At 65.8% G+C, this 19,667-nt stretch carries 23 protein-coding genes and 2 tRNA genes; 7 read left to right on the top strand and 18 right to left on the bottom strand.

Annotation, left to right across the window (positions count from 1 at the left end):
• Positions 1–171: 171 nt before the first annotated feature.
• Entirely contained in the window at positions 172–1,131 is a 960-nt protein-coding gene (locus tag RN629_RS04935) for a cation diffusion facilitator family transporter (protein WP_407034154.1), read from the top strand.
• Between the two features lie 16 nt (positions 1,132–1,147).
• Here the strand turns inward: RN629_RS04935 and RN629_RS04930 are convergent, their stop codons facing one another.
• Positions 1,148–1,792, bottom strand: a complete 645-nt coding sequence (locus tag RN629_RS04930) for a DUF4893 domain-containing protein (protein ID WP_407034174.1) — start codon at positions 1,790–1,792, stop codon at positions 1,148–1,150.
• Positions 1,792–2,577: a 3-hydroxybutyrate dehydrogenase gene (locus RN629_RS04925; RefSeq protein ID WP_407034153.1), complete on the bottom strand. Its 786-nt coding sequence runs from the start codon at positions 2,575–2,577 to the stop codon at positions 1,792–1,794. The genes RN629_RS04930 and RN629_RS04925 overlap by 1 nt, the downstream gene beginning before the upstream one ends.
• A 128-nt stretch (positions 2,578–2,705) precedes the next feature.
• On the opposite strand from RN629_RS04925, the gene ypfJ reads away from it, so the two are divergent.
• Complete coding sequence (gene ypfJ, locus RN629_RS04920; RefSeq protein ID WP_407034152.1) at positions 2,706–3,608, top strand: KPN_02809 family neutral zinc metallopeptidase; 903 nt, start codon at positions 2,706–2,708, stop codon at positions 3,606–3,608.
• Positions 3,609–3,667: 59 nt separating this feature from the next.
• On the opposite strand, the gene RN629_RS04915 is transcribed toward ypfJ, so the two are convergent.
• Positions 3,668–4,651: an NADP-dependent oxidoreductase gene (locus RN629_RS04915; RefSeq protein ID WP_407034151.1), complete on the bottom strand. Its 984-nt coding sequence runs from the start codon at positions 4,649–4,651 to the stop codon at positions 3,668–3,670.
• A 101-nt stretch (positions 4,652–4,752) separates the two neighbouring features.
• Entirely contained in the window at positions 4,753–5,934 is a 1,182-nt protein-coding gene (locus RN629_RS04910) for a DUF2171 domain-containing protein (RefSeq protein WP_407034150.1), read from the bottom strand.
• Positions 5,935–6,183: 249 nt separating this feature from the next.
• Here RN629_RS04910 and RN629_RS04905 point away from each other — a divergent pair.
• Together RN629_RS04905 and RN629_RS04900 are read left to right on the top strand one after the other, a co-directional pair.
• A tRNA-Ala gene (locus RN629_RS04905) sits at positions 6,184–6,259 on the top strand.
• 81 nt (positions 6,260–6,340) lie between these two features.
• Positions 6,341–7,096 (top strand): NUDIX hydrolase, encoded by a 756-nt coding sequence (locus RN629_RS04900; protein ID WP_407034149.1) that lies wholly within the window; start codon positions 6,341–6,343, stop codon positions 7,094–7,096.
• Between the two features lie 51 nt (positions 7,097–7,147).
• Here RN629_RS04900 and RN629_RS04895 read toward each other — a convergent pair whose 3' ends face one another.
• From RN629_RS04895 to RN629_RS04880, 4 genes are all read right to left on the bottom strand, one after another.
• Positions 7,148–7,693: a hypothetical protein gene (locus RN629_RS04895; protein WP_455189831.1), complete on the bottom strand. Its 546-nt coding sequence runs from the start codon at positions 7,691–7,693 to the stop codon at positions 7,148–7,150.
• A 201-nt stretch (positions 7,694–7,894) separates the two neighbouring features.
• Positions 7,895–8,155: a hypothetical protein gene (locus RN629_RS04890; RefSeq protein WP_407034147.1), complete on the bottom strand. Its 261-nt coding sequence runs from the start codon at positions 8,153–8,155 to the stop codon at positions 7,895–7,897.
• A gap of 53 nt (positions 8,156–8,208) precedes the next feature.
• The gene (locus RN629_RS04885) at positions 8,209–8,997 is read right to left on the bottom strand and encodes a transglutaminase-like domain-containing protein (protein WP_407034146.1); all 789 of its coding nucleotides are present in this window, start codon (positions 8,995–8,997) and stop codon (positions 8,209–8,211) included.
• 80 nt (positions 8,998–9,077) lie between these two features.
• Entirely contained in the window at positions 9,078–9,824 is a 747-nt protein-coding gene (locus RN629_RS04880; RefSeq protein WP_407034145.1) for a Bax inhibitor-1/YccA family protein, read from the bottom strand.
• A 123-nt stretch (positions 9,825–9,947) separates the two neighbouring features.
• On the opposite strand from RN629_RS04880, the gene thpR reads away from it, so the two are divergent.
• From thpR to RN629_RS04865, 3 genes are read left to right on the top strand one after another with little or no spacing between them, the layout of a single operon-like run.
• Positions 9,948–10,547, top strand: a complete 600-nt coding sequence (gene thpR, locus RN629_RS04875; RefSeq protein WP_407034144.1) for an RNA 2',3'-cyclic phosphodiesterase — start codon at positions 9,948–9,950, stop codon at positions 10,545–10,547.
• A gap of 29 nt (positions 10,548–10,576) precedes the next feature.
• Positions 10,577–11,113, top strand: coding sequence for a superoxide dismutase family protein (locus RN629_RS04870; RefSeq protein ID WP_407034143.1), 537 nt, complete (start codon positions 10,577–10,579; stop codon positions 11,111–11,113).
• Between the two features lie 50 nt (positions 11,114–11,163).
• Positions 11,164–11,826 carry an HAD-IA family hydrolase gene (locus RN629_RS04865; protein ID WP_407034142.1) on the top strand — a complete coding sequence of 221 codons (663 nt, stop codon included), beginning with the start codon at positions 11,164–11,166 and terminating at the stop codon, positions 11,824–11,826.
• A 230-nt stretch (positions 11,827–12,056) separates the two neighbouring features.
• Here RN629_RS04865 and RN629_RS04860 read toward each other — a convergent pair whose 3' ends face one another.
• The 10 genes from RN629_RS04860 to RN629_RS04815 all read right to left on the bottom strand — a co-directional run bounded on the left by RN629_RS04860 (position 12,057) and on the right by RN629_RS04815 (position 19,625).
• Positions 12,057–12,410, bottom strand: coding sequence for a HesB/IscA family protein (locus RN629_RS04860; RefSeq protein WP_407034141.1), 354 nt, complete (start codon positions 12,408–12,410; stop codon positions 12,057–12,059).
• A 2-nt stretch (positions 12,411–12,412) separates the two neighbouring features.
• Positions 12,413–12,886: an SUF system Fe-S cluster assembly protein gene (locus RN629_RS04855; RefSeq protein WP_407034140.1), complete on the bottom strand. Its 474-nt coding sequence runs from the start codon at positions 12,884–12,886 to the stop codon at positions 12,413–12,415.
• Positions 12,883–14,088: an aminotransferase class V-fold PLP-dependent enzyme gene (locus RN629_RS04850; protein ID WP_407034139.1), complete on the bottom strand. Its 1,206-nt coding sequence runs from the start codon at positions 14,086–14,088 to the stop codon at positions 12,883–12,885. Before RN629_RS04850 ends, RN629_RS04855 begins: the two co-directional genes overlap by 4 nt.
• The gene (locus tag RN629_RS04845; protein ID WP_407034138.1) at positions 14,085–15,164 is read right to left on the bottom strand and encodes a SufB/SufD family protein; all 1,080 of its coding nucleotides are present in this window, start codon (positions 15,162–15,164) and stop codon (positions 14,085–14,087) included. The genes RN629_RS04850 and RN629_RS04845 overlap by 4 nt, the downstream gene beginning before the upstream one ends.
• The gene (gene sufC / locus RN629_RS04840) at positions 15,161–15,913 is read right to left on the bottom strand and encodes a Fe-S cluster assembly ATPase SufC (protein ID WP_407034137.1); all 753 of its coding nucleotides are present in this window, start codon (positions 15,911–15,913) and stop codon (positions 15,161–15,163) included. The genes RN629_RS04845 and sufC overlap by 4 nt, the downstream gene beginning before the upstream one ends.
• A 12-nt stretch (positions 15,914–15,925) precedes the next feature.
• Positions 15,926–16,216, bottom strand: a complete 291-nt coding sequence (locus RN629_RS04835; RefSeq protein WP_407034136.1) for a hypothetical protein — start codon at positions 16,214–16,216, stop codon at positions 15,926–15,928.
• Positions 16,213–17,676 (bottom strand): Fe-S cluster assembly protein SufB, encoded by a 1,464-nt coding sequence (gene sufB, locus RN629_RS04830; RefSeq protein ID WP_407034135.1) that lies wholly within the window; start codon positions 17,674–17,676, stop codon positions 16,213–16,215. Before sufB ends, RN629_RS04835 begins: the two co-directional genes overlap by 4 nt.
• Positions 17,676–18,131, bottom strand: coding sequence for an SUF system Fe-S cluster assembly regulator (locus RN629_RS04825; RefSeq protein WP_407034134.1), 456 nt, complete (start codon positions 18,129–18,131; stop codon positions 17,676–17,678). Before RN629_RS04825 ends, sufB begins: the two co-directional genes overlap by 1 nt.
• 238 nt (positions 18,132–18,369) lie before the next feature.
• The gene (locus RN629_RS04820; protein ID WP_407034133.1) at positions 18,370–19,416 is read right to left on the bottom strand and encodes a Glu/Leu/Phe/Val dehydrogenase family protein; all 1,047 of its coding nucleotides are present in this window, start codon (positions 19,414–19,416) and stop codon (positions 18,370–18,372) included.
• Between the two features lie 132 nt (positions 19,417–19,548).
• Positions 19,549–19,625 (bottom strand) — tRNA-His (locus RN629_RS04815).
• Between the last annotated feature and the right edge of the window lie 42 nt (positions 19,626–19,667).

The following is a 19,667-nucleotide window of genomic DNA, read 5'->3' as shown; positions in this document are numbered from 1 at the left end:
GGATTCGCCAGCAGGAACGACCGTAGAACCAGCCATTCGCTCCGGGCGCGGGCGAAGCCGATGCTCCGCCACATCCTCTTCCTTGGGGAAGGAGGCGACCCCGCCGGGCCCACCCCGGCGGGGTTTGTTTTTATACCGGAACAACCGCCGCGGTCGGACGCTTAACCGCCCATGCCCGATACCGGCCTGACCGCCCGCATTCGCGAGAATTTCGTCCTGTACGGCGCGCTGGCCGCCAATCTCGGCATCGGGGTCGCCAAATTCGTGGCGGCGGGGATCACCGGCTCCTCCTCGATGCTGACCGAGGGCGTGCATTCGGTGGTCGACAGTGGCAACCAGGTGCTGCTGCTCTATGGACAGACGCGCGCGCGGCGCGGGCCGGACGAGATCCATCCCTTCGGCTATGGCCGCGAACTCTATTTCTGGGCGTTCGTCGTCGCGATCCTGATCTTCGCACTAGGCGCGGGCATCTCGATCTATGAGGGCTGGCTGCACATTCGCGATCCCGAGCCGCTGCTCGATCCCACCGTCAACTATATCGTGCTGGCCATCGCCTTCGTGCTGGAAGGGGCGAGCTGGACGATCGCGGTACGCGAGTTTGCGCGGTCCAAGGGCGATAGCGGCTGGTGGCGGGCGATCCACCAATCCAAGGACCCGCCAGGCTTCATCGTTCTCTTCGAGGATTCGGCGGCGCTGGCCGGGCTGGTCATCGCCGGGATGGGCGTCTGGCTGTCGCACAGGCTGAACGACCCGCGCATCGATGGCGTCGCCTCGATCCTGATCGGTCTGGTGCTGGGGCTGGTCGCGATCCTGCTGGCGCGCGAGTCCAAGGGTCTTCTGATCGGCGAGCGGGCCAACCCGCGGGTGATCGAGACGATCCGCCGGATCGTCGCCGATCGCCCATGGATCACCCATGTGAACCATGTCCGCACCATCCACACCGCGCCAGACAGCATTTTCGCCGCGATCAGCGCCGATTTTGTCGATGACCTGCCGATGGGCGAGGCCGAGATGCTGATCGAAGGGCTGGAGGACGAGCTTCGGCTTGCCGTGCCGAGCCTGTCCTCCATCTATATCCGCCCGGAAAAGCGCGAAAACGCCTCGCCGCCCATGCCCCCGGCCCTGTCATGACGATGACGCGGGACGGTCAGCCTCTCGCCGACACCAGTTCGAGTATGTCGACCACCGATTCGTAGGCGGGGTAGGGAAAGACGATCCGCCAGCGCTTTTCGTCCACGCGTTCGACCACCCCCGCCATGTCGCGCGCCCGGTCGCGCCCATAGGGATAGGATCCCAGCTCATCGCCCAGGATCAGCGTGCCCAGAAAGATGCTGCGCGCGTCGGTGTCGGGATAAAGCTGGCCCGCCAACCGCTGCAGGCCGTCCAGCTTGACCAGTTGCGCCCCCTGGCCCGACACGCGGCACCGGAAAAAGGGATAGGCGACATAGGTCAGCGTCGCGCGCCCTTGCGTCCCCATTTTGATCGTGCGGCAGCGATAGTCGCCATCGGGCAAGCCTGGCCCGGCCACCGAATAATCCGCATCGCCCAGATTGCCGAGCGCCGCGATGTCCTTGGCAAAGCCACCCCCACGCGCCTGTTCCAGCCCCTTCATCCACGCGTTGCGCCAGCCGCGCAGGCGAACACGGTCCTGCTCGGTCGCGACACGACGCCAGTCGACGGCCGGCTCGGCACGGCGGGCGGCGGCGGGCCCGCTCATGCCCGGAGCCACCCCTGCCCCCGCCCCGGCCGCCATGAGCGCCCATCCGGTGCAGAGCGCGACGGCACCCCGCATCACTGCGCCGTCCATCCGCCATCGACCGACAGGTTCGCGCCGGTGATCGCCTTGGCCTCGTCACGGCACAGGAACAGGGCCAGCGCGGCGACCTGTTCGACGGTGACGAATTCCTTGGTCGGCTGTGCCTTCAGCAGCACATCCTCGATCACCTGCTCGCGGGTCAGCCCGCGCGCCTTCATCGTATCGGGGATCTGGTTTTCGACCAGCGGCGTCCAGACATAGCCGGGCGAGATACAATTGGCGGTGATGCCATCGGTCGCCACTTCCAGCGCCACCGTCTTGGTGATGCCGACCACGCCGTGCTTGGCCGCGACATAGGCGGACTTGTTGGGGCTGGCGACCAGGCTGTGCGCCGAGGCGGTGGTGATGATCCGGCCCCAGCCCTTTTCGCGCATGTGCGGAATGGCGGCGCGCATCAGATGCCAGGCCGAGGACAGGTTGATCGCGATGATCGCATCCCATTTCTCGACCGGAAACTCGGTGATCGGCGCGACATGCTGGATGCCCGCATTGTTGATGACGATGTCGCACGATCCGGTCTCCGCCACCGCGCGCGCGACCATCGCCTCGATCTGTTCGGGGCGGGTCATGTCGGCGGGATCGTACAGCGCCGCCGCGCCGCTCGCCGCTTCCAGCGCGGCGCGATTCGCCTCGATCGCTTCGGCATCGCCAAAGCCGTTGAGCACCACCGCCGCGCCCTCGGCTGCCAGCGCCTTGGCATAAGCGAGACCGATGCCCGAAGTGGAGCCCGAAATCACCGCCGTCTTGCCCTTCAGGAACATGCCATTCTCCCTTGGTCCCGGTCCCCACCATGCGGTGGGACATGCATTGGTGCAACTGCCGGAAGGCCTTGCGGGTTCAACCCGACAGGCCCGATAACGGGGCAGTTGGACAAAGGGGTGACGATACGATGCGGCTCGACGATTATGGCAATGATATCGACGTCGGCGAGGCGCAGGGCGGCGGTGGTCTGGGGGGCGGCGGCGGCCTGCTGTTCGGGCTGCTCCCCCTGATCGGCAGCCGATTCGGCTGCGGCGGGATCATCGTCGTGCTCATCATCCTGGCGGTGCTGGGCATGAACCCGCTCAATCTTCTGAACGGCGGTGGCGGTGGCGGCAACGCGCCGGTCACCCGCTCCGCCGAGTCATCGGGCGGGCAAGACGTCCGCCAGATCTGCGAGGCCTCGCCCGAACGCCGCGATACCTGTCGCGCGTTCAGCAGCGCGCAGAACACCTGGAAACAGATTTTCGCCGAGTCGGGCCAGCGGTTCAAGCCGCCGGGGCTGCGCTTCTTCAGCGGATCGGGCCAGTCGGGCTGCGGCGCGGCGCAGTCGGCGATGGGGCCCTTCTACTGCCCAACCGACCAGCGCATCTATCTGGACACCAGCTTCTTCGACGAACTGACCAACCGTTTCCACGCGGCGGGCGACTTCGCGCGCGATTATGTGGTCGCGCATGAATTCGGCCATCATATCCAGACATTGCTCGGCACCTCGGACCAGGTCCGCCGCGCGCAGCAGGCGGGCAGCGAGGCCGAGGGCAATGCGATGTCGGTGCGGCTGGAGTTGCAGGCGGATTGCTATGCGGGCGTCTGGGCGGCACGGAACCGCGATCGGCTGGAACCCGGCGATGTCGAGGAAGGCATGACCGCCGCGCGCGCGATCGGCGACGACACGCTCCAGCGCGAAGCCACCGGCCGCGTGGTGCCCGACAGCTTCACCCATGGCAGCTCGGAACAGCGGATGCGCTGGCTGCGGCGCGGCATGGAAACCGGCGATCCCGCCCGGTGCGATACCTTCTCCGGCGCGATCTGACGCCGGATCCGTGGTGGGACTGGGGGCACGCATCGCGCGACGCCCCCAGTCCCATCCTCTTACAGCTTGACCAGCATCTTGCCGGTATTGCCGCCGGAGAACAGCGCGAGGAACGCCGCCGGCGTCTTGTCGAGCCCCTCGAACACCGTCTCTTCGCGCTGCAACCGACCCTCGCCCAGTATCGCGCCCATGTCGCGGTAGAAGCCCGCATGATCCTTGAAATCGCTGACGATGAAGCCCTGGATCCGAACGCGATTGCCGATCAGGCGCGCCAGATATTTCAGGCTGGTCGGCTTGGCGTCGTTATAGACATCGATCATGCCGCATATCGCGAAGCGCGCCTGGGGCCGGGCATGGGCCAGCGCCGCGTCGAGATGATCGCCGCCGACATTGTCGAAATAGACATCGATCCCGTCGGGCGCGGCCTCGCCCAGCGCCTCGGCGACCGACCGACCCGCCTTATAGTCGATCACGGCATCGGCGCCCAGTTTGCGCACCCATTCGCCCTTGTCGGGGCCGCCTGCCGATCCGATCACGGTCATGCCCTTGGCCTTGGCGATCTGCACGACGGTCGATCCCACCGCGCCCGCCGCCGCCGACACGAATACCGTATCGCCCGGCTTGGCGTCGGCGACCTGGAGAAGGCCGTAATAGGCGGTCATGCCCGGCATTCCGAACTGCCCAAGAAACGCCTGAGGATCGACCGCGAGATCGGGCAGCGGCTGGACATGCGCGGCGGGCAGCACCGCCTCGTCGCGCCAGCCCGCCATATGGCTGACCATCGTGCCGACCGCGATCCCCTCGGCTCGGCTCTCGATCACCTCACCGATCGCGCCCCCCTGCATCGGCTCGCCAAGCTGGAAGGGCGGAACATAGCTCTTCGTGTCGTTCATCCGGCCGCGCATATAGGGATCGACCGACAGCCACCGATTGGCCACGCGCACCTGCCCCTCGGCAAGCTCGGGCAGATCCTGTTCGATCAGGGCGAAATCCTCGGTGCGCGGCATCCCCTTGGGCCGCGCGGCCAGTGTCCAGGCCTTCATACTCATGGTCCTTTTCCGGTAACGGATCGCCGAAATGGGAAAGGGCCCGGGTAAAATCCACCCGGGCCCTCGATTACGTCACCGTCACAGGACGTTTGTCCTCAATAGCCGCGATTCTTGTCGACCGTGGTGCCGGTGGTCGCGATCGACTGGCCCGCCGTCGTGCCGGTCCGGTCATGATCCGACCCGCCATGGGCACCCTGCCCCGACTGGCCATAACGCTCGCTCGAACCGGTGGTGCGGTCGCCGAACATCGCGCGCGCATCGTCCTCCTCGCGCCACTGGGCCTTGGCTTCGGCGGCGGTCTTGGCCAGCGTGACCTTGTCCTCGACCGACTTCAGCCAGCGCGACGGGATCGAATGATGCTGGCCGCCCGCATCCTTGTCATTCCGGGTCAGCAGGATGCGATCGCCGCGCACCTTGTCGACGGTGCCGACATGGCTGCCGTCCGAGCCGACGACCTCCTGATGCTCGGTCACCTTGGACAACAGGCCGCGCTGCCCCTGGCGCTCGGTGCGCCAGGTGTTGAACTCATTGTGGAACTTGCTGCGATTCTCGTTGCGATATTCGTCATAATCGCGATCCAGCGCCGCGATCTGGCCCGTGCGCCAATGATGATAATCCTCGTCCTGCGCCGCATAGTAACGCTCGTCATAGCGCGCATCGGCATCACGGCGGCGCTCGGCGTCCTCGTCGCCGAACCAGGAGCGGATCTCGTCGCCCGCACGGGCGAAAAATCCGCGTTCCTCATAGTCATAGCCCTGCGGCCGACGATCATGGTCGCGCCCCTGGTCCTGATGGCGGCCATAGTCGCGCGCCTGACGATCGCCGGTATAGCCATAGCCCCGCGACGAATCGCCATAGCTCGACCCGCTCCGATAGGTGTCGCGGTCATCGTCGCGCGCGCTACGCCCATAATCGCGATCGCCGCGATAGACCGAACGATAGGCATCGCGGTCGCCGTCGCGATAGCTTTCATAATCACCGCGATTGGGGCGGTAGGGACCATAGCCGCCCGAGCGCCCCTCGCCATACCGGCCTTCATTCTGACGGCCGCGCTGCCCATAGGTGCCATCGCCATAGCCCGAATGGCCATAATCGCGCGCGCCATAGCCACGACGGTTTTCGTTACGCTCCTGATAACGATCTTCATCGAAAGAGCCCGGCGAGTCATAGTCTCGGCCGCCGAAATAGCGATGGTCTCGTCCCGATCCGTAATCACGGCCATAGTCGACGTCACGCCCACCAGTATTGGCACCGCGGGAATAGCGATCATAAGCCATTCTGAATCTCCTGAAGTCCGGTCCTGCGGGGGCCGACACCGCGTCACTGGCGGGCCGTACCTTCCGTTGTGTTTCAATGAGACAGGTCGAGAGAATGTTCCGTCGCCCATTGGCGCGAAGCGATGGAATGCGCAGGCGAAAAGGACGAACGGAGCGCGAAAAATTTTCGCCTTTCCGCGCAAAGCGGTGTTGCGTCCCGCCGGATCACCGGCTAATGGCGTCGCTCCCGACGATGCTCGGGACCGGGGCGGGGCTGTAGCTCAGATGGGAGAGCGCTGCAATCGCACTGCAGAGGTCAGGGGTTCGATTCCCCTCAGCTCCACCACCCCGCCATTTTCCTGATATCCTGAACGAACCAACCGCCCAGGGCGGCTTGCCTTTATCCGGCAGGATGCGTTGATACGCCATGCTTCCCGAACCCATTCCCGCCGCTGGCGCCATCCTGATGCGCGATGCGGCCGATGCCGGATCTCCCCCTGAGATATTGATGATCGAACGCGGCGCGTCGCTGACCTTTCTGGGTGGCGCGATGGTATTCCCGGGCGGCCGGGTCGATCCCGACGACCATGCGCTGGCCCGGATCGCCGAAGACCGCGAGGAGGCCGCCGCGCGGATCGCGGCCATTCGCGAAACGATCGAGGAAGTCGGCCTCGCCATCGGCCTGTCCCCTTCGCCCTCGCCCGAGGCGATCGCAGCCTTGCGCGATGGACTGACCCGAGGACGTGGTTTTGCCACGCTGCTGGACGAAGCCGGACTGCGGATCGCGGTCAAGAGGCTGACGCCCTTCACCCGCTGGTGCCCCGAATATGTGCCGGTCCGCCGGTTCGACGCGCGATTCTACCTGGCCGCGATCCCGCGCGACCGCTCCGAACCACGCATCGACGGGGGCGAGACGGCGCGCGCCGAATGGATGACCGCGCGCGACGCGCTGGACCGCGCCGACCGCGGCGAAATGCGGATCATTTTCCCGACACGGCGCACGCTGGAGCGGTTGACGCTCTATCCCGATTATCCCGCCGCCGTCGCCGATGCCGAAGCATGGCCCGTGCGGCGGATCACCCCCTTTTGGGAAGACCGCGACGGTGAACGCCATCTGTGCATCCCCGACGATCTGGGCTTCCCCGTCACCGCCGAGCCCGCCTCGCGCGTCGAACGCGGATGATGCGGGCCAGGCCGGTCGCGGATCGATCGGCCTGGCCGGAGACGATCGACCTCAACTGGCCAGCGATGTCCCATTGCTGTCGACTTTTTCCACCCAATGCGGGAAGAAGGCGGGCTGGCGGCTGGACCAGCCCGCCGCCGTCGCCGCCGCCTCGCTGATCGACTGGAGCAACTGCCGCCGCAACTCGGGATGCAGGTGCGGCAGCGCCGCCGCCGCGCAGAACACCGATGGCAGCCAGGGCCGGACCTCGGCCCCGATCAGCCGTTCATATAGAAAGCGAAACGCCGAGAAGCTGGTCAGCCGCCCCTGCCCCAGGTCGAACGCGGCGATCGTCACGAACGGCGTCATGAAGGGTTCGAGCGCGTCGAGGCCGCTATCGACCGGGACGTGGTGGCGGACCTCGTCAAGCCCGCGATAGATATGCGCCTGGGCACGGATGCTCGCCGCTTCGACCACGTCGCGCGACCAGCGCGCCATCGCATCGTCGCGTTCCAGCCCGATGTCGAGCGAGCGGCGGATATAACGCTGGGTCGCCGCCGCGAAGCCCGCAAATTCCTTCATCTCGGCCAATGTCATCGCGCCTTCGGCCGGTCTCATCTTCGATCCCATCTCGTCACCCCGCCCATCGGAACCACCCGCTCACCCTGCACCATATTGGTTAACGCAAGGCTGAACGGGCCGAGGACAGACGATCACGAAACCCGCTGCGTCGCAACATTGGTTGCGACGAAGTGATATCGCCGCAACGCAATGATCGGATTATGCACCATTTGCGCAACATGCAGGCATGTCTGGCGGTTACGCCTTGCCCCCGGAGGATGGCGCAGGTTCATCGCGCCCCGGCTGAGTCATCGAGGGGGGATCGCTGGCATCCATCGACTCGTCGAGGCTTTCGTCCAGTTGCGCCTCGACGCTGTCCGGATCCTCTTCCAGCTTGTCGGCCATGGTCTCGTCCCGGTTCGCATCCGGCGTGGCGGAACGGTTGCCCTGCTCGGCATCCTTGCCACCGGGCGCGACGGAAATACTGTTCAGCGCGCGATCGTCGATGCTCTCGGTCATGCTACGTCCCCATCACTATGGACAGGATCAACGAGCGATGCCGCGCGCCGTTCCTAGGCGAGGGCATCCAGCCGCGCGACGCGGACGCTCTGTCGGCACAATTGGGCATCGCCAAAAACGGTCATGAAAGCGATGTCGGTGGCATCGCGCCCGACACAGACGCGGGCGATCTCCTCGGCGCGGGCCATGCCGGTGGGGTCGACCAGGTGCCAGCCTCCATCCAGCCACAATTCGGTCACCGCATGGAAATCGGAAGGATGCACATCAGGCGCATAGGCGGCGACGCAGCGCGCCGGGATTTCCGCCGCCCGCGCGAGCGCGACCAGCAGATGCGCATAGTCGCGGCACACGCCCGTCCGCATCCCGAACGTGTCGAGCGCGGTCGTCATCCCAACCGAAGACCCCGCCTCATAGCGTAGATTGTCCGCGGTCCAATCGACCAGCGCGGCGGCCAACGCGCCGCCGGACAAACCACCGAAGGTCCGACGCACAAATCCTTCCAGCTTGTCCGACTCGCAATAACGGCTGGGCAGCAGATACGGGACAAGCGGACCGGCCAGCATCCGCACGGGTGTGGCGGGCAGCGACCGAAGCGCGACAGCGGGCCGATCGATCGCGACGATGGCCTCATACCGCGCGATCAGGGCATGATCGGCGCGCACCCAGCAGCGCTGTCCGATATTGTCCTCGCCCGCCGTCGCCGTGACCGCGTGATCGGACCAGATGGTCAGCGACTGATGCTCCAGCCGCTGGTCGGCCATCTGCGCCGCCTCGATCTGCAACAGGATGTCAGCGGGCTCCCGCAGCGTATATTCGAGCGCGACCTCGATCGACAGGCGCATCGCCTCCATCCTTCCGTCAAAAAGGGGTCCGGCGGACGCTCCACCGGACCCCTGCAACGGCCTTGGCCTGTTTGCGGGCGTCAGTTGCGGTTCGAACCGAACAGACGCAGGATGAACAGGAACATGTTGATGAAGTCGAGATACAGGCTGAGCGCCGACATGATGACCACGCGGTCGCGCATGTCCGAACCACGCACCTGATAATAGAGGTCCTTGGTCCGCTGCGTATCATAGGCGGTGAGGCCCGCGAACAGCAGCACGCCGACGAAGCTGATGACCAGCGCCATCGTGCCCGAGTGCAGGAACATGTTGATCAGGCTGGCGACGATCAGGCCGACCAGACCGATCATCAGGAAGGTGCCGAACGCCGACAGGTCGCGCTTGGTGGTGTAGCCATAGAGGCTCAGCGCCGCAAAACCCGCCGCCGTGGAGAAGAAGGCCCCGGCGATCGACGATCCGCTATAGACCAGGAAGATGGTCGACAGCGACAGCCCCATCACGACGGCAAAGGCCCAGAATAGCAGCTGCATCGTCGAGGTCTTCATGCGCGTCTGGCCCATGCTCAGCGCGAACACGAAGCCGAGCGGCGCGAACATGATGACATATTTCAGGAAGCCGCCATTGATGAACACCTGCGCGGCCATGCTGTCACGTCCGCCCCAGGCGAAGAGCATGGCGACGATCCCCGTCAGCAGCACGCCCGACGTCATGTAGTTGTAGACGGACAACATGTACGAACGCAGACCCGCATCATAGGCGGTCGAGCCCGTGGTGGCGGTGGTTCCGAACGGCGCGGCGCTCGGCCGTGGATCAGACCAGTTTGCCATGGTGAACTATTGCTCCTTTGCCCGGCCACATGCCGGTTGATGGAAATATCGCTCTGTTGAGGACGCATTTCAACCCAAAGCGGTTCCCATTCGCAATATCGGATGCGATAGACATATTTTGTCATGCTCCGACTGTTCGTCGCCCTCCGCCCGCCACCCGCCATTCGCGAACGGCTTTGCGCCGTGATGGACGGCGTGCCCCGTGCACGCTGGCAGGATGACGCGCAGTTGCACCTGACATCGCGGTTCATCGGCGAAGTGGACCGTCCACTGGCCGATGACATCGCCGCGGCGCTCGGCCGGGTCCACGCCCCCGCGCCGGTCGTTCGGCTTGCGGGCGTCGGGGCCTTCGACCATCGCGGCCAGGCCGACACGCTTTGGGCCGATGTCCAGCCGCAGGACAGCCTGCTCCATCTGCACCGCAAGGTCGACCAGGCCTGTATCCGCGCGGGCCTGCCGCCCGAGCGGCGCGCCTATCGCCCGCATATCACGCTGGCCCGGATGCCGCGCTCGGCGGGCGGCGCACCGGAGGTTGCGGCGTGGCGGGCAGCGCATGCGGCCCTGAACAGCGATGCCTTCGCCCTGCCCCATCTCGTGCTGTACCAGAGCCATCTGGGTCGCGACGGCGCATCCTATGAACCCGTAATGCGTTGGCCACTGAATGGCGGACCGGACGAAGAGGCCTCATCGTCCTTCACGTCCGATGGCCTTCCCGCCCAATGATCGTCCGTTTTGAACAGGGAGCTATTGCCATGAACCATATCACATTGCTCACCCTTTGCACCCTCACCCTGGGCCTGACGGCCTGCGACCAGACCAAGATGGAGACCGGCACCCCCGCGCCCGGCGGCGCCAGCGCCACCGCGATGCTGAAGACCGGCACCGGCATGGACGCGGGCCGCGCGACCGCGACCGAGGTGAAGGGCGGGGTCCGCTTCACGCTGGATGCCTCCAATGTCCCGGCGGGCATCCATGGCGTTCATATCCATATGATCGGCCGTTGCGATGCGCCCGACTTCACCACGGCCGGGGGCCATTGGAACCCCACCCATCGCCAGCATGGCAGCCTGAACCCGCAAGGCCCGCATGAAGGCGACATGCCGAACATGACGGTCGGCAATGACGGTCGCGGAACGCTGGGCGTCGTCATCCCCGGCGCGACCATGGCGGGGCTGCTCGACGCGGACGGATCGGCGATCGTGATCCACGCCCAGGCCGACGACCTGAAGACCGATCCGAGCGGCAATAGCGGCGGCCGCATCGCCTGCGGCGTGTTCCAGGCCAACTAAGCCCCTGCCCCGCCGTCGCCCGGGCGGCGGGGCCTCCCTTGGGAGTGCCGATGACCCATAGTCTGCCGACCCGCGCCTTTGGCGGCTTCCTGTTCGACATGGATGGCACGATATTGAGTTCCATTGCCTCGGCCGAACGCAGCTGGACCCGCTGGGCCGAGGGCCATGGGCTGGACGTTGCAGCGTTCCTGCCGACGATCCACGGCGTCCAGTCGGTCGAGACGATCCGGCGGCTGAACCTGCCCGGCGTCGATCCGGTCGCGGAGGCGCACGCCCTGACCGAAGCGGAAATGCTGGACCTCGACGATGTCGTGCCGATCGGCGGCGCGGCGGAATTCTTGGCGGCGTTGCCGGCGGATCGCTGGGCGATCGTGACGTCCGCGCCCAAACGGCTGGCGGAAGTGCGGTTGAGAGCGGCGGGGTTGCCGCTGCCGAGCGTCTTCGTCACGGCGGAGGATGCCGAGCGCAGCAAGCCCGCGCCGGACGGCTTCCTGCTGGGTGCGAGGAAACTGGGCTTCGCGCCGAAGGATTGCCTCGCGTTCGAGGATGCGCCTGCCGGGATTGCGGCGGCAGACGCGGCGGGAATGACGGTGATGGTGATCGCCGAGACGCATCGCGGGGTGATGGATACCCGCCATGCGATGGTGACGGATTATCGCGATCTGGCGATCGAGTGGGATGGTGCCAGTTTGACGCTGGAGCACCGCATCTAAACCGACGACCATTTCGGCAAAGGCCAGGGTCCAGTGACGGTGAAGCCTATGGTCTCGATCGATGGGAGACTGGACCCCGGCCTTCGCCGGGGTGGTTGAAGGTTTTAGGATGGTTGAAGCTTTGGTTCAGGTGAGCTGAAATTTGGCCGGGGCGGTATGGGGATGATCGCAAACACCCCGTCCCCCCGTTCAGCCTGAGCGAAGCCGAGGGCCTCGCCCCCAACCACCGTTCAAACCGTAAAGCTCTCCCCACACCCGCACGCACCCTTGGCGTTGGGATTCTGGAACACGAACCCGGCGGTGAAGTCGTCCTCGACCCAGTCCATGGTCGATCCGATCAGATACAGGATCGACCCGCCATCGACGAACAGGGTGCCGCCGGGCGTATCGATCTTTTCGTCGAACGCCTCGGCCTCGGTGACATAATCCACCGAATAGGCCAGCCCCGAGCATCCCCGGCGCGGCGTCGACAGCTTCACCCCGATCGCCCCTTCGGGCGCGCGCGCCATCAGATCAGCGATCCGCCCCTTCGCCGATGGCGTCAGGTTCAGCGCGGCGGGACGCGGGCGCAGGGTCGTCTCCATCGTCACAGCATCCCCAGTTCGAGCTTGGCATCGTCGGACATCTTCTGCGGGTCCCAGGGCGGATCCCAGATCAGGTTGACGTCCGCCGTCGCGATCCCCGGCACCGCCGAGACGCGCAGTTCCACCTCGCCCGGCATCGATTCGGCGACCGGGCAGTGCGGCGTGGTCAGCGTCATGGTGACGACCGCATGGCCGCCCTCGGTCACCTCGACGCCGTAGATCAGCCCCAGATCATAGATGTTGACCGGGATTTCGGGGTCGTAAATATCCTTAAGCGCATCGATGATCCCGTCATACAGCGCACCGCCCGGCTGGGTCGGATCGTCGCCGACCGGCTTTTGCGACAGGAAGCCCGACAGATAGTCGCGCTGACGCTCTGTCGAAGCATCCTGGGCCGGCGCTTCCACGACATCCTGCACCCGCGCCTTGGGCGGCTGCGCCACGCTGTCCACTTCCTCGATCCTGTAGTCGCTCATCCGAAAATCCTCGTGACCCGCCGGACGCCATCCACCAGCGCCGCGACGTCATCGGGTCCGTTATACACGCCGAAGCTCGCCCGCGCGGTGGCGGGTATGCCGAGCGCCTCCATCAGCGGCTGGGCGCAGTGATGGCCCGCGCGGATCGCCACCCGGCTCTCGTCCAATATGGTGCCGATATCGTGGGGATGAACCCCCTCGACCGCGAAACTGACGATCCCGGCCGAATCCTCCGGGCCGAACAGCCGCACCGAATTGATCGCCGACAGCCCTTCGCGTGCCTGCGCGACCAGCGCCGCCTCATGCGCATGGATCGCGTCCAGCCCGATCCCGCACACATAGTCGATCGCGGCATGCAGCCCCAGCGCGCCGACGATATGCGGCGTCCCCGCCTCGAACCGGCCGGGCGGCGGGGCATAGGTGGTCTTCTCGAAGGTCACGCGGTCGATCATCGACCCGCCCCCCTGATAGGGCGGCATCGCGTCGAGCAGCTCGGGCCGCGCCCACAGCACGCCGATGCCGGTCGGGCCGTAGAGCTTGTGCCCTGAAAAGACGTAGAAGTCGCAATCGAGCGCCGCCACATCGACCGCGATGCGCGGCACCGCCTGGCATCCGTCGAGCAGGATTTTCGCGCCCACGCCATGCGCCAGATCGGCGGCACGCCGCCCGTCGAGCACCGAGCCGAGGACGTTCGACACATGGCCCAGCGCGACCAGCTTGTGCGCCGGGGTCAGCATGTGCGCCATCGCGTCCAGGTCGATGCGGTGGTCGGCGGTCAGCGGCAACACGTCGATCGCGACGCCCAGCCGCTCGGCGACCATCTGCCACGGCACGATGTTGGAATGGTGCTCCAGCATCGACAGCAGGATGCGGTCGCCCGCCTTCAGGTTGGTCGCGGCCCAGCATTGCGCGACGAGGTTGATCCCCTCGGTCGCGCCGCGCGTGAAGACGATCTCGTTCGCCGATCCGGCGCCGATGAACCGTGCGGTCGCCTCACGCGCCTTTTCATACGCCACCGTCATGTCGGCTGAACGCTGATAGACGCCGCGATGCACGGTGGCATAGCTAGTGTCATAGGCGCGCGTGATCGCATCGATCACGGCTTGCGGCTTCTGGGCGGTCGCGGCGGTGTCTAGATAGGCCCAGCCGTCCGGGATCGCCGGGAAATCCGAAACGCGGTCGAGAGGCGCGGCACTCGTCAAAGCGCCGCCTCCAGCCAGGCATCCGCGTCCGCCGCAAAGGCTTCGCGCACCACCTCGTTTCCGATCCGGTCGATCGCATCCGCCACGAAGGCGCGCGTCAACAGCGCCTGCGCGCGGGGCTTCGGAATGCCACGGCTCTGCATGTAAAACAGCGCCTTGGCGTCCAGCTCGCCCACGGTCGCGCCATGCGCGCACTTCACGTCGTCGGCGAAGATTTCCAGCTCGGGCTTCAGATTGACCGTCGCCCTGCGCTGGAGCAGCAGGCCACGAAGCGACTGCTCGCCATCAGTCTTCTGCGCATCGCGCGCCACTTCGACCCGCGCGGCGAGGCTCGCCTGGCTGCGATCGGCGGCGACCGCGCGCCACAGTTGATGGCTCTGGCCGTTCAGCGCGGCATGGCGCAGAGCGACCGCGCATTCCTGCTTCAATTCGCCCTTGGTCAGCAGCGCACCACCGAACTCGGCATAGGCACCATCGCCGGTCTGGGTAATCCCGCCGTCGATCCGCACGCCCATGGTTCCGGCGGCCAGGAAGGTCGCGGTCAGGCTCGCGCCCTCGCCCAGCTCGGCTTCCTCGCGCAGCGACACGAAGCCGTCGTCCTGCAACAACCGCACCGCCCGCATCAGCCGCGCCGACGCTGCCAGCGTCACCCGCGTCAGCCGGTTGGTCCAGCCGCGCCCGACATAAGTCTCATAGACCTGCGCCGCCGCATCTTCGGACAGCACGATCTCGGCGGGCAGGTGGTTGGCCGCACCGCTGGCGACATGGACGATCTGCACTGGATCGGCGACCGCATCGCGATCCAGCCGCAGCGACCAGCCATGCCCCAGCGCCTGCCGCCCGAGCGGATGGTCGCTGGCGTCGATCTGGGTCAGCTCGACCGGGCCGACGTTACTGGCGCTTTCATCCAGCACGCCGTCGACGAACAACAACCGTGCACCCGGCAGATCGAGGAAGCGATCCACCCCCGCGACCGGCGCCGCCCGCTCGCTCTCCGCCGCGCGACGAAGCGCGTCGATATCCGCCCAGCGCCACGCTTCTTCGCGGGTCGAGGGGAGTTCCAGCGTGGTGGTCACGCCGCCGCTCCCTCGACGCCCGCATAGCCCTCACGCTCCAGTTCGAGCGCGAGCTCGGGGCCGCCCGAGCGCACGATGCGGCCATCGGCCAGCACATGCACCCGGTCGGGCTGCACATAGTCGAGCAGCCGCTGATAATGGGTGATCAGCAGCACCGCCTTGTCGGGCGCGCGCATGATCCGGTTGATGCCGTCGCCGACGATGCGCAGCGCATCGATGTCGAGGCCGGAGTCGGTTTCGTCGAGGATCGCGAACTTGGGGTTCAGAATGCCCATCTGGACCATCTCGTTGCGCTTCTTCTCGCCGCCCGAGAAGCCGACATTGACCGGCCGCTTGAGCATGTCCTGGTTCAGCCCCAGCCCATCGGCCTGCACGCGGGCGAGCTTCAGGAATTCACCACCCGACAGCGGCTTTTCGTCGCGCTGGCCGCGCTGCGCGTTCAGGCTTTCGCGCAGGAACTGGACGTTGGACACGCCGGGGATCTCGACCGGGTACTGGAAGCCCAGGAACAGGCCCGCCGCAGCGCGCTCGTTCGGCTCCAGTTCGAGCAGGTCGACGCCGTCGAACGTCACCGAACCTTCGGTCACTTCGTAACCGGGACGCCCGCCCAGCACATAGCCGAGCGTCGACTTGCCCGCGCCGTTCGGCCCCATGATCGCATGGACTTCGCCCGCATTCACCTCGAGCGTCAGGCCCTTGAGGATCTGCTTGCCGTCAATCTCGGCGTGAAGGTTTTCAATTTTCAGCATGACATCCATCGTCTAAATTTGATCATGACCGCGCAAATCGCGAAGCACATCGACAGCTTTCAACCCGATAAGAGCACCGACCAGCCCAAATAGCAAAAACATCGGCACATAGAGCACCGCCATCAACCCCAGTATACCCGCGCCGATATAAAAGAAAAAAAGTGATCCAATCGGCGCCAACAGAACCGCAACTATCAGGCTTGCTATACGAGGTAATTTTGTTGCAAGGTCCATTAACGTCGCGACAACCATAGAAATGAGCACTGCTGGCAAAAAGAGAAGCAGCGCCACAATATATGTCACCCGACCGAACCTTCGAGCGAAATCCCCAGCAACTTCTGAGCCTCGACCGCGAACTCCATCGGGAGTTGCTGCAAGACTTCCCGCGCGAAGCCGTTGACGATCAGCGCGACCGCCGCTTCCTGATCCAACCCACGGCTCATTGCGTAGAACAACTGGTCCTCGCTGATCTTGCTGGTCGTCGCCTCATGCTCGATCTGCGCGCTGGGGTTCTTCACCTCGATATAGGGCACGGTATGCGCGCCGCACTGGTCGCCCAGCAACAGGCTGTCGCACTGGGTGAAGTTGCGGACATTCTCGGCGGTCGCCGCCACGCGGACGAGGCCGCGATAGGTGTTGTCCGAGTGCCCGGCCGAAATCCCCTTCGACACGATGGTCGAGCGGGTGTTCTTGCCCAGATGGATCATCTTGGTGCCGGTATCGGCCTGCTGGCGGTTGTTCGTCACCGCCACCGAGTAGAACTCGCCCACCGAGCCGTCGCCCGTCAGCACGCAGGACGGGTATTTCCACGTCACCGCCGATCCGGTTTCGACCTGCGTCCACGACACCTTGCTGTTTCGGCCCTGACACAGCGCGCGCTTGGTGACGAAGTTGTAGATGCCGCCGACGCCATTCTCGTCGCCAGGATACCAGTTCTGGACGGTCGAATATTTGATCTCGGCATCGTCCAGCGCGACCAGCTCGACGACCGCCGCGTGGAGCTGGTTCTCGTCGCGCATCGGCGCGGTGCAGCCTTCGAGATAGGAGACATAGGCCCCCTTGTCCGCGACGATCAGCGTGCGTTCGAACTGGCCGGTATTCTCCGCGTTGATGCGGAAATAGGTCGACAGCTCCATCGGGCAGCGGACGCCCTCTGGCACGTACACGAACGTCCCGTCGGAAAAGACCGCCGAGTTAAGCGTGGCGAAGAAATTATCCCGCTGCGGCACGACCTTGCCCAGCCACTTCTTCACCAGCTCGGGATATTCGCGGATCGCCTCCGAGATGGAGCGGAAGATGACGCCCGCGGCTTCCAGTTCCTTGCGGAAGGTGGTCGCGACCGAAACGCTGTCGAACACCGCGTCCACCGCAACCTTGCGCGCACCCTCCACCCCGGCCAGCACTTCCTGCTCGGCGATCGGGATGCCCAGCTTTTCATAGGTCCGCCGAATCTCGGGATCGAGTTCGTCGAGCGAGGCGATCGTCTTCTTCGCCTTCGGCTCGGCGTAATAATAGGCGTCCTGATAGTCGATCGGCGGCACGTTCAGCTTGGCCCAGTCGGGAGCCTCCAGCGTCTGCCACAGCCGGAACGCCTTCAACCGCCAGTCGAGCATCCATTGCGGTTCGCCCTTCTTCGCCGAGATATAGCGGACCGTATCCTCGCTCAGCCCCTTGGGCGCGAAGTCCTGCTCGATCTCGGTGGCGAAGCCCCATTCATACTTCTTGTTGGCGGCGGCGAGCGCCTCTGCATTCTTCGTAGCCATCAGGCGAATACCCCCGGACGCGATTCGGCGCCCATCACATGCGAATCAACAGGATCGGCGGCGAGCGTGGCAAGCGTCACCCCGGAAAAGGCTGCGCGTACCGCCTGATTGACGACATGCCAATGCGGCCGGACACGGCATTGCATTTCGAGACCGCAGTCATGCGCGGCTCCCTCGACACAGGCGGTCAGCGCGATCGGGCCATCCACCGCCTCGACAATGTCGGCCAGGCTGATCGCATCGGCCGCCCGCGCCAGGCGGATGCCGCCGCCGGCTCCACGCGAACTCTCGATCAGGTCGGCGGCGGCCAGACGGCTGACCAGCTTCTGCGCGGTGGGAAGCGGCACGCCCGTCTGCGCGGCGAGAAGGGTCGCGTTGCTCCGACCGCCCACGCCTTCGCGTGCGGCGGCGGTCATCATGACGACCGCATAATCGGCCAGGCTGGAAAGGCGCATGATCTCCCAATCAGATGAATTTGATCCGATTGGCAAATGGGCGTGGAGGGCCGGTTCGTCAACCGGCTTTTCTCGCGGGAATTTCGATGGGTGTAATCAACTTCCTCCCCTGCAAGGGGAGGGGGACCGCCGCGACGCGGTGACGGAGGGGGAGCGCCACACAGGACACCCTGTGAAGAAGCCCCCTTCCGTCCGTCCTGCGGACTGCCGCCTCCCCGTGCAGGGGAGGAAAGGCGCATCAGCGCCCGATCAGGCCTTGTGCAATCTCGTCCGCGACGTCCGACGCGGGAGCGCCGGTTTCCGCCGAACGCTGCCACACCTGCTCCAGCCGCTCGGGGATCCTGGCGATGCGCGCCATCACCTCGGCCTCGTCGCCCTGGCCCAGATATTCCAGCCCGACATTGATGATGCCGCCCGCGTTGATGACATAATCGGGCGCATAGAGGATGCCCGCCTCCGCCACGCGCGCGCCGTCCTCACGGGTCGCCAGCTGGTTGTTCGCGCCGCCCGCGACAACCTTGGCCTTCAGCCGCGGAATCGAATCGGCGGTCAGCACCGCGCCCAGCGCATTGGGGCTGACCAGGTCGACATCAGCGAACAGGATCTCGTCGGCAGAGGCTATGCTGGCACCCAGGTCCGCCGCCATCGCTTCGGCGCGCGCCTGGTTGACGTCGGCGATGGTCAGGATCGCGCCGTCCTTGGCCAGCAGCTTGGCGAGACCGCCGCCGACCGAGCCGACGCCCTGAATGGCGACGCGGACGCCCTTCATGTCGGTCGCGCCCAGCCCACGGCCAGCCGCCGCCTTGACGCCCAGATAGACGCCATGCGCGGTGTACGGGCCGGGATCGCCGCCCGCCGCACCGCTCGCCACCGGCAGGCCGGAGACATAGCGGGTCTGGGTCGCGATGACCTTCATCCGCGCCTCGGACATGCCGACATCCTCGGCCGTGACGTAACGCCCGCCCAGCGATTCGACCGCGCGGCCGAACGCTTCGAGCTGCGCGGTGGTGATCGTGTCGCCCTGCTTCGCCGCCAGCACCACGCCCTTGCCGCCGCCCAGCGCCAGACCCGCCATCGCATTCTTGTAGCTCATGCCGCGCGACAGGCGCAGCGCGTCGGTGATGCCGAGCGCGGGGGTGGCATAATGCCAGAAGCGCGCACCGCCCGCCGCCGGGCCGAGATGGGTGGAATGCACCGCGATGACCGCCTGCAACCCCGATGCGGGATCGGTGAACAGATGCACGCCTTCATGCGCATCGAAATCAGGAAAGCCCCAGTTCGTCATGCTCGTCCTTGCGCCCGACAGAACGGAACCGGACAGGAAGCCCCGATCCGGCCACCCGAATCGGCAAGGATTTTGGGGGAAACGGCGCGGGGTCAGGCCGGTGCCGCGGCCAGCATAGTGGCCTGAAAAAAATGGGGCGACCGACGGGACTTGAACCCGCAACTTCCGGCATCACAAGCCGGCGCTCTAACCAATTGAACTACGGTCGCCGCGAAGGCTTGCGCCCCTAAACGGGATGACTGGCCTTCGTC

It is taken from the genome of Facivitalis istanbulensis, from assembly GCF_040560405.1.
In the GTDB taxonomy this organism is placed as follows: Bacteria; Pseudomonadota; Alphaproteobacteria; order Sphingomonadales; family Sphingomonadaceae; genus Sphingomonas; species Sphingomonas istanbulensis.
Note: the sequence above shows the minus strand (reverse complement) of the source record. Positions and strands in the feature narration are given on the sequence as shown.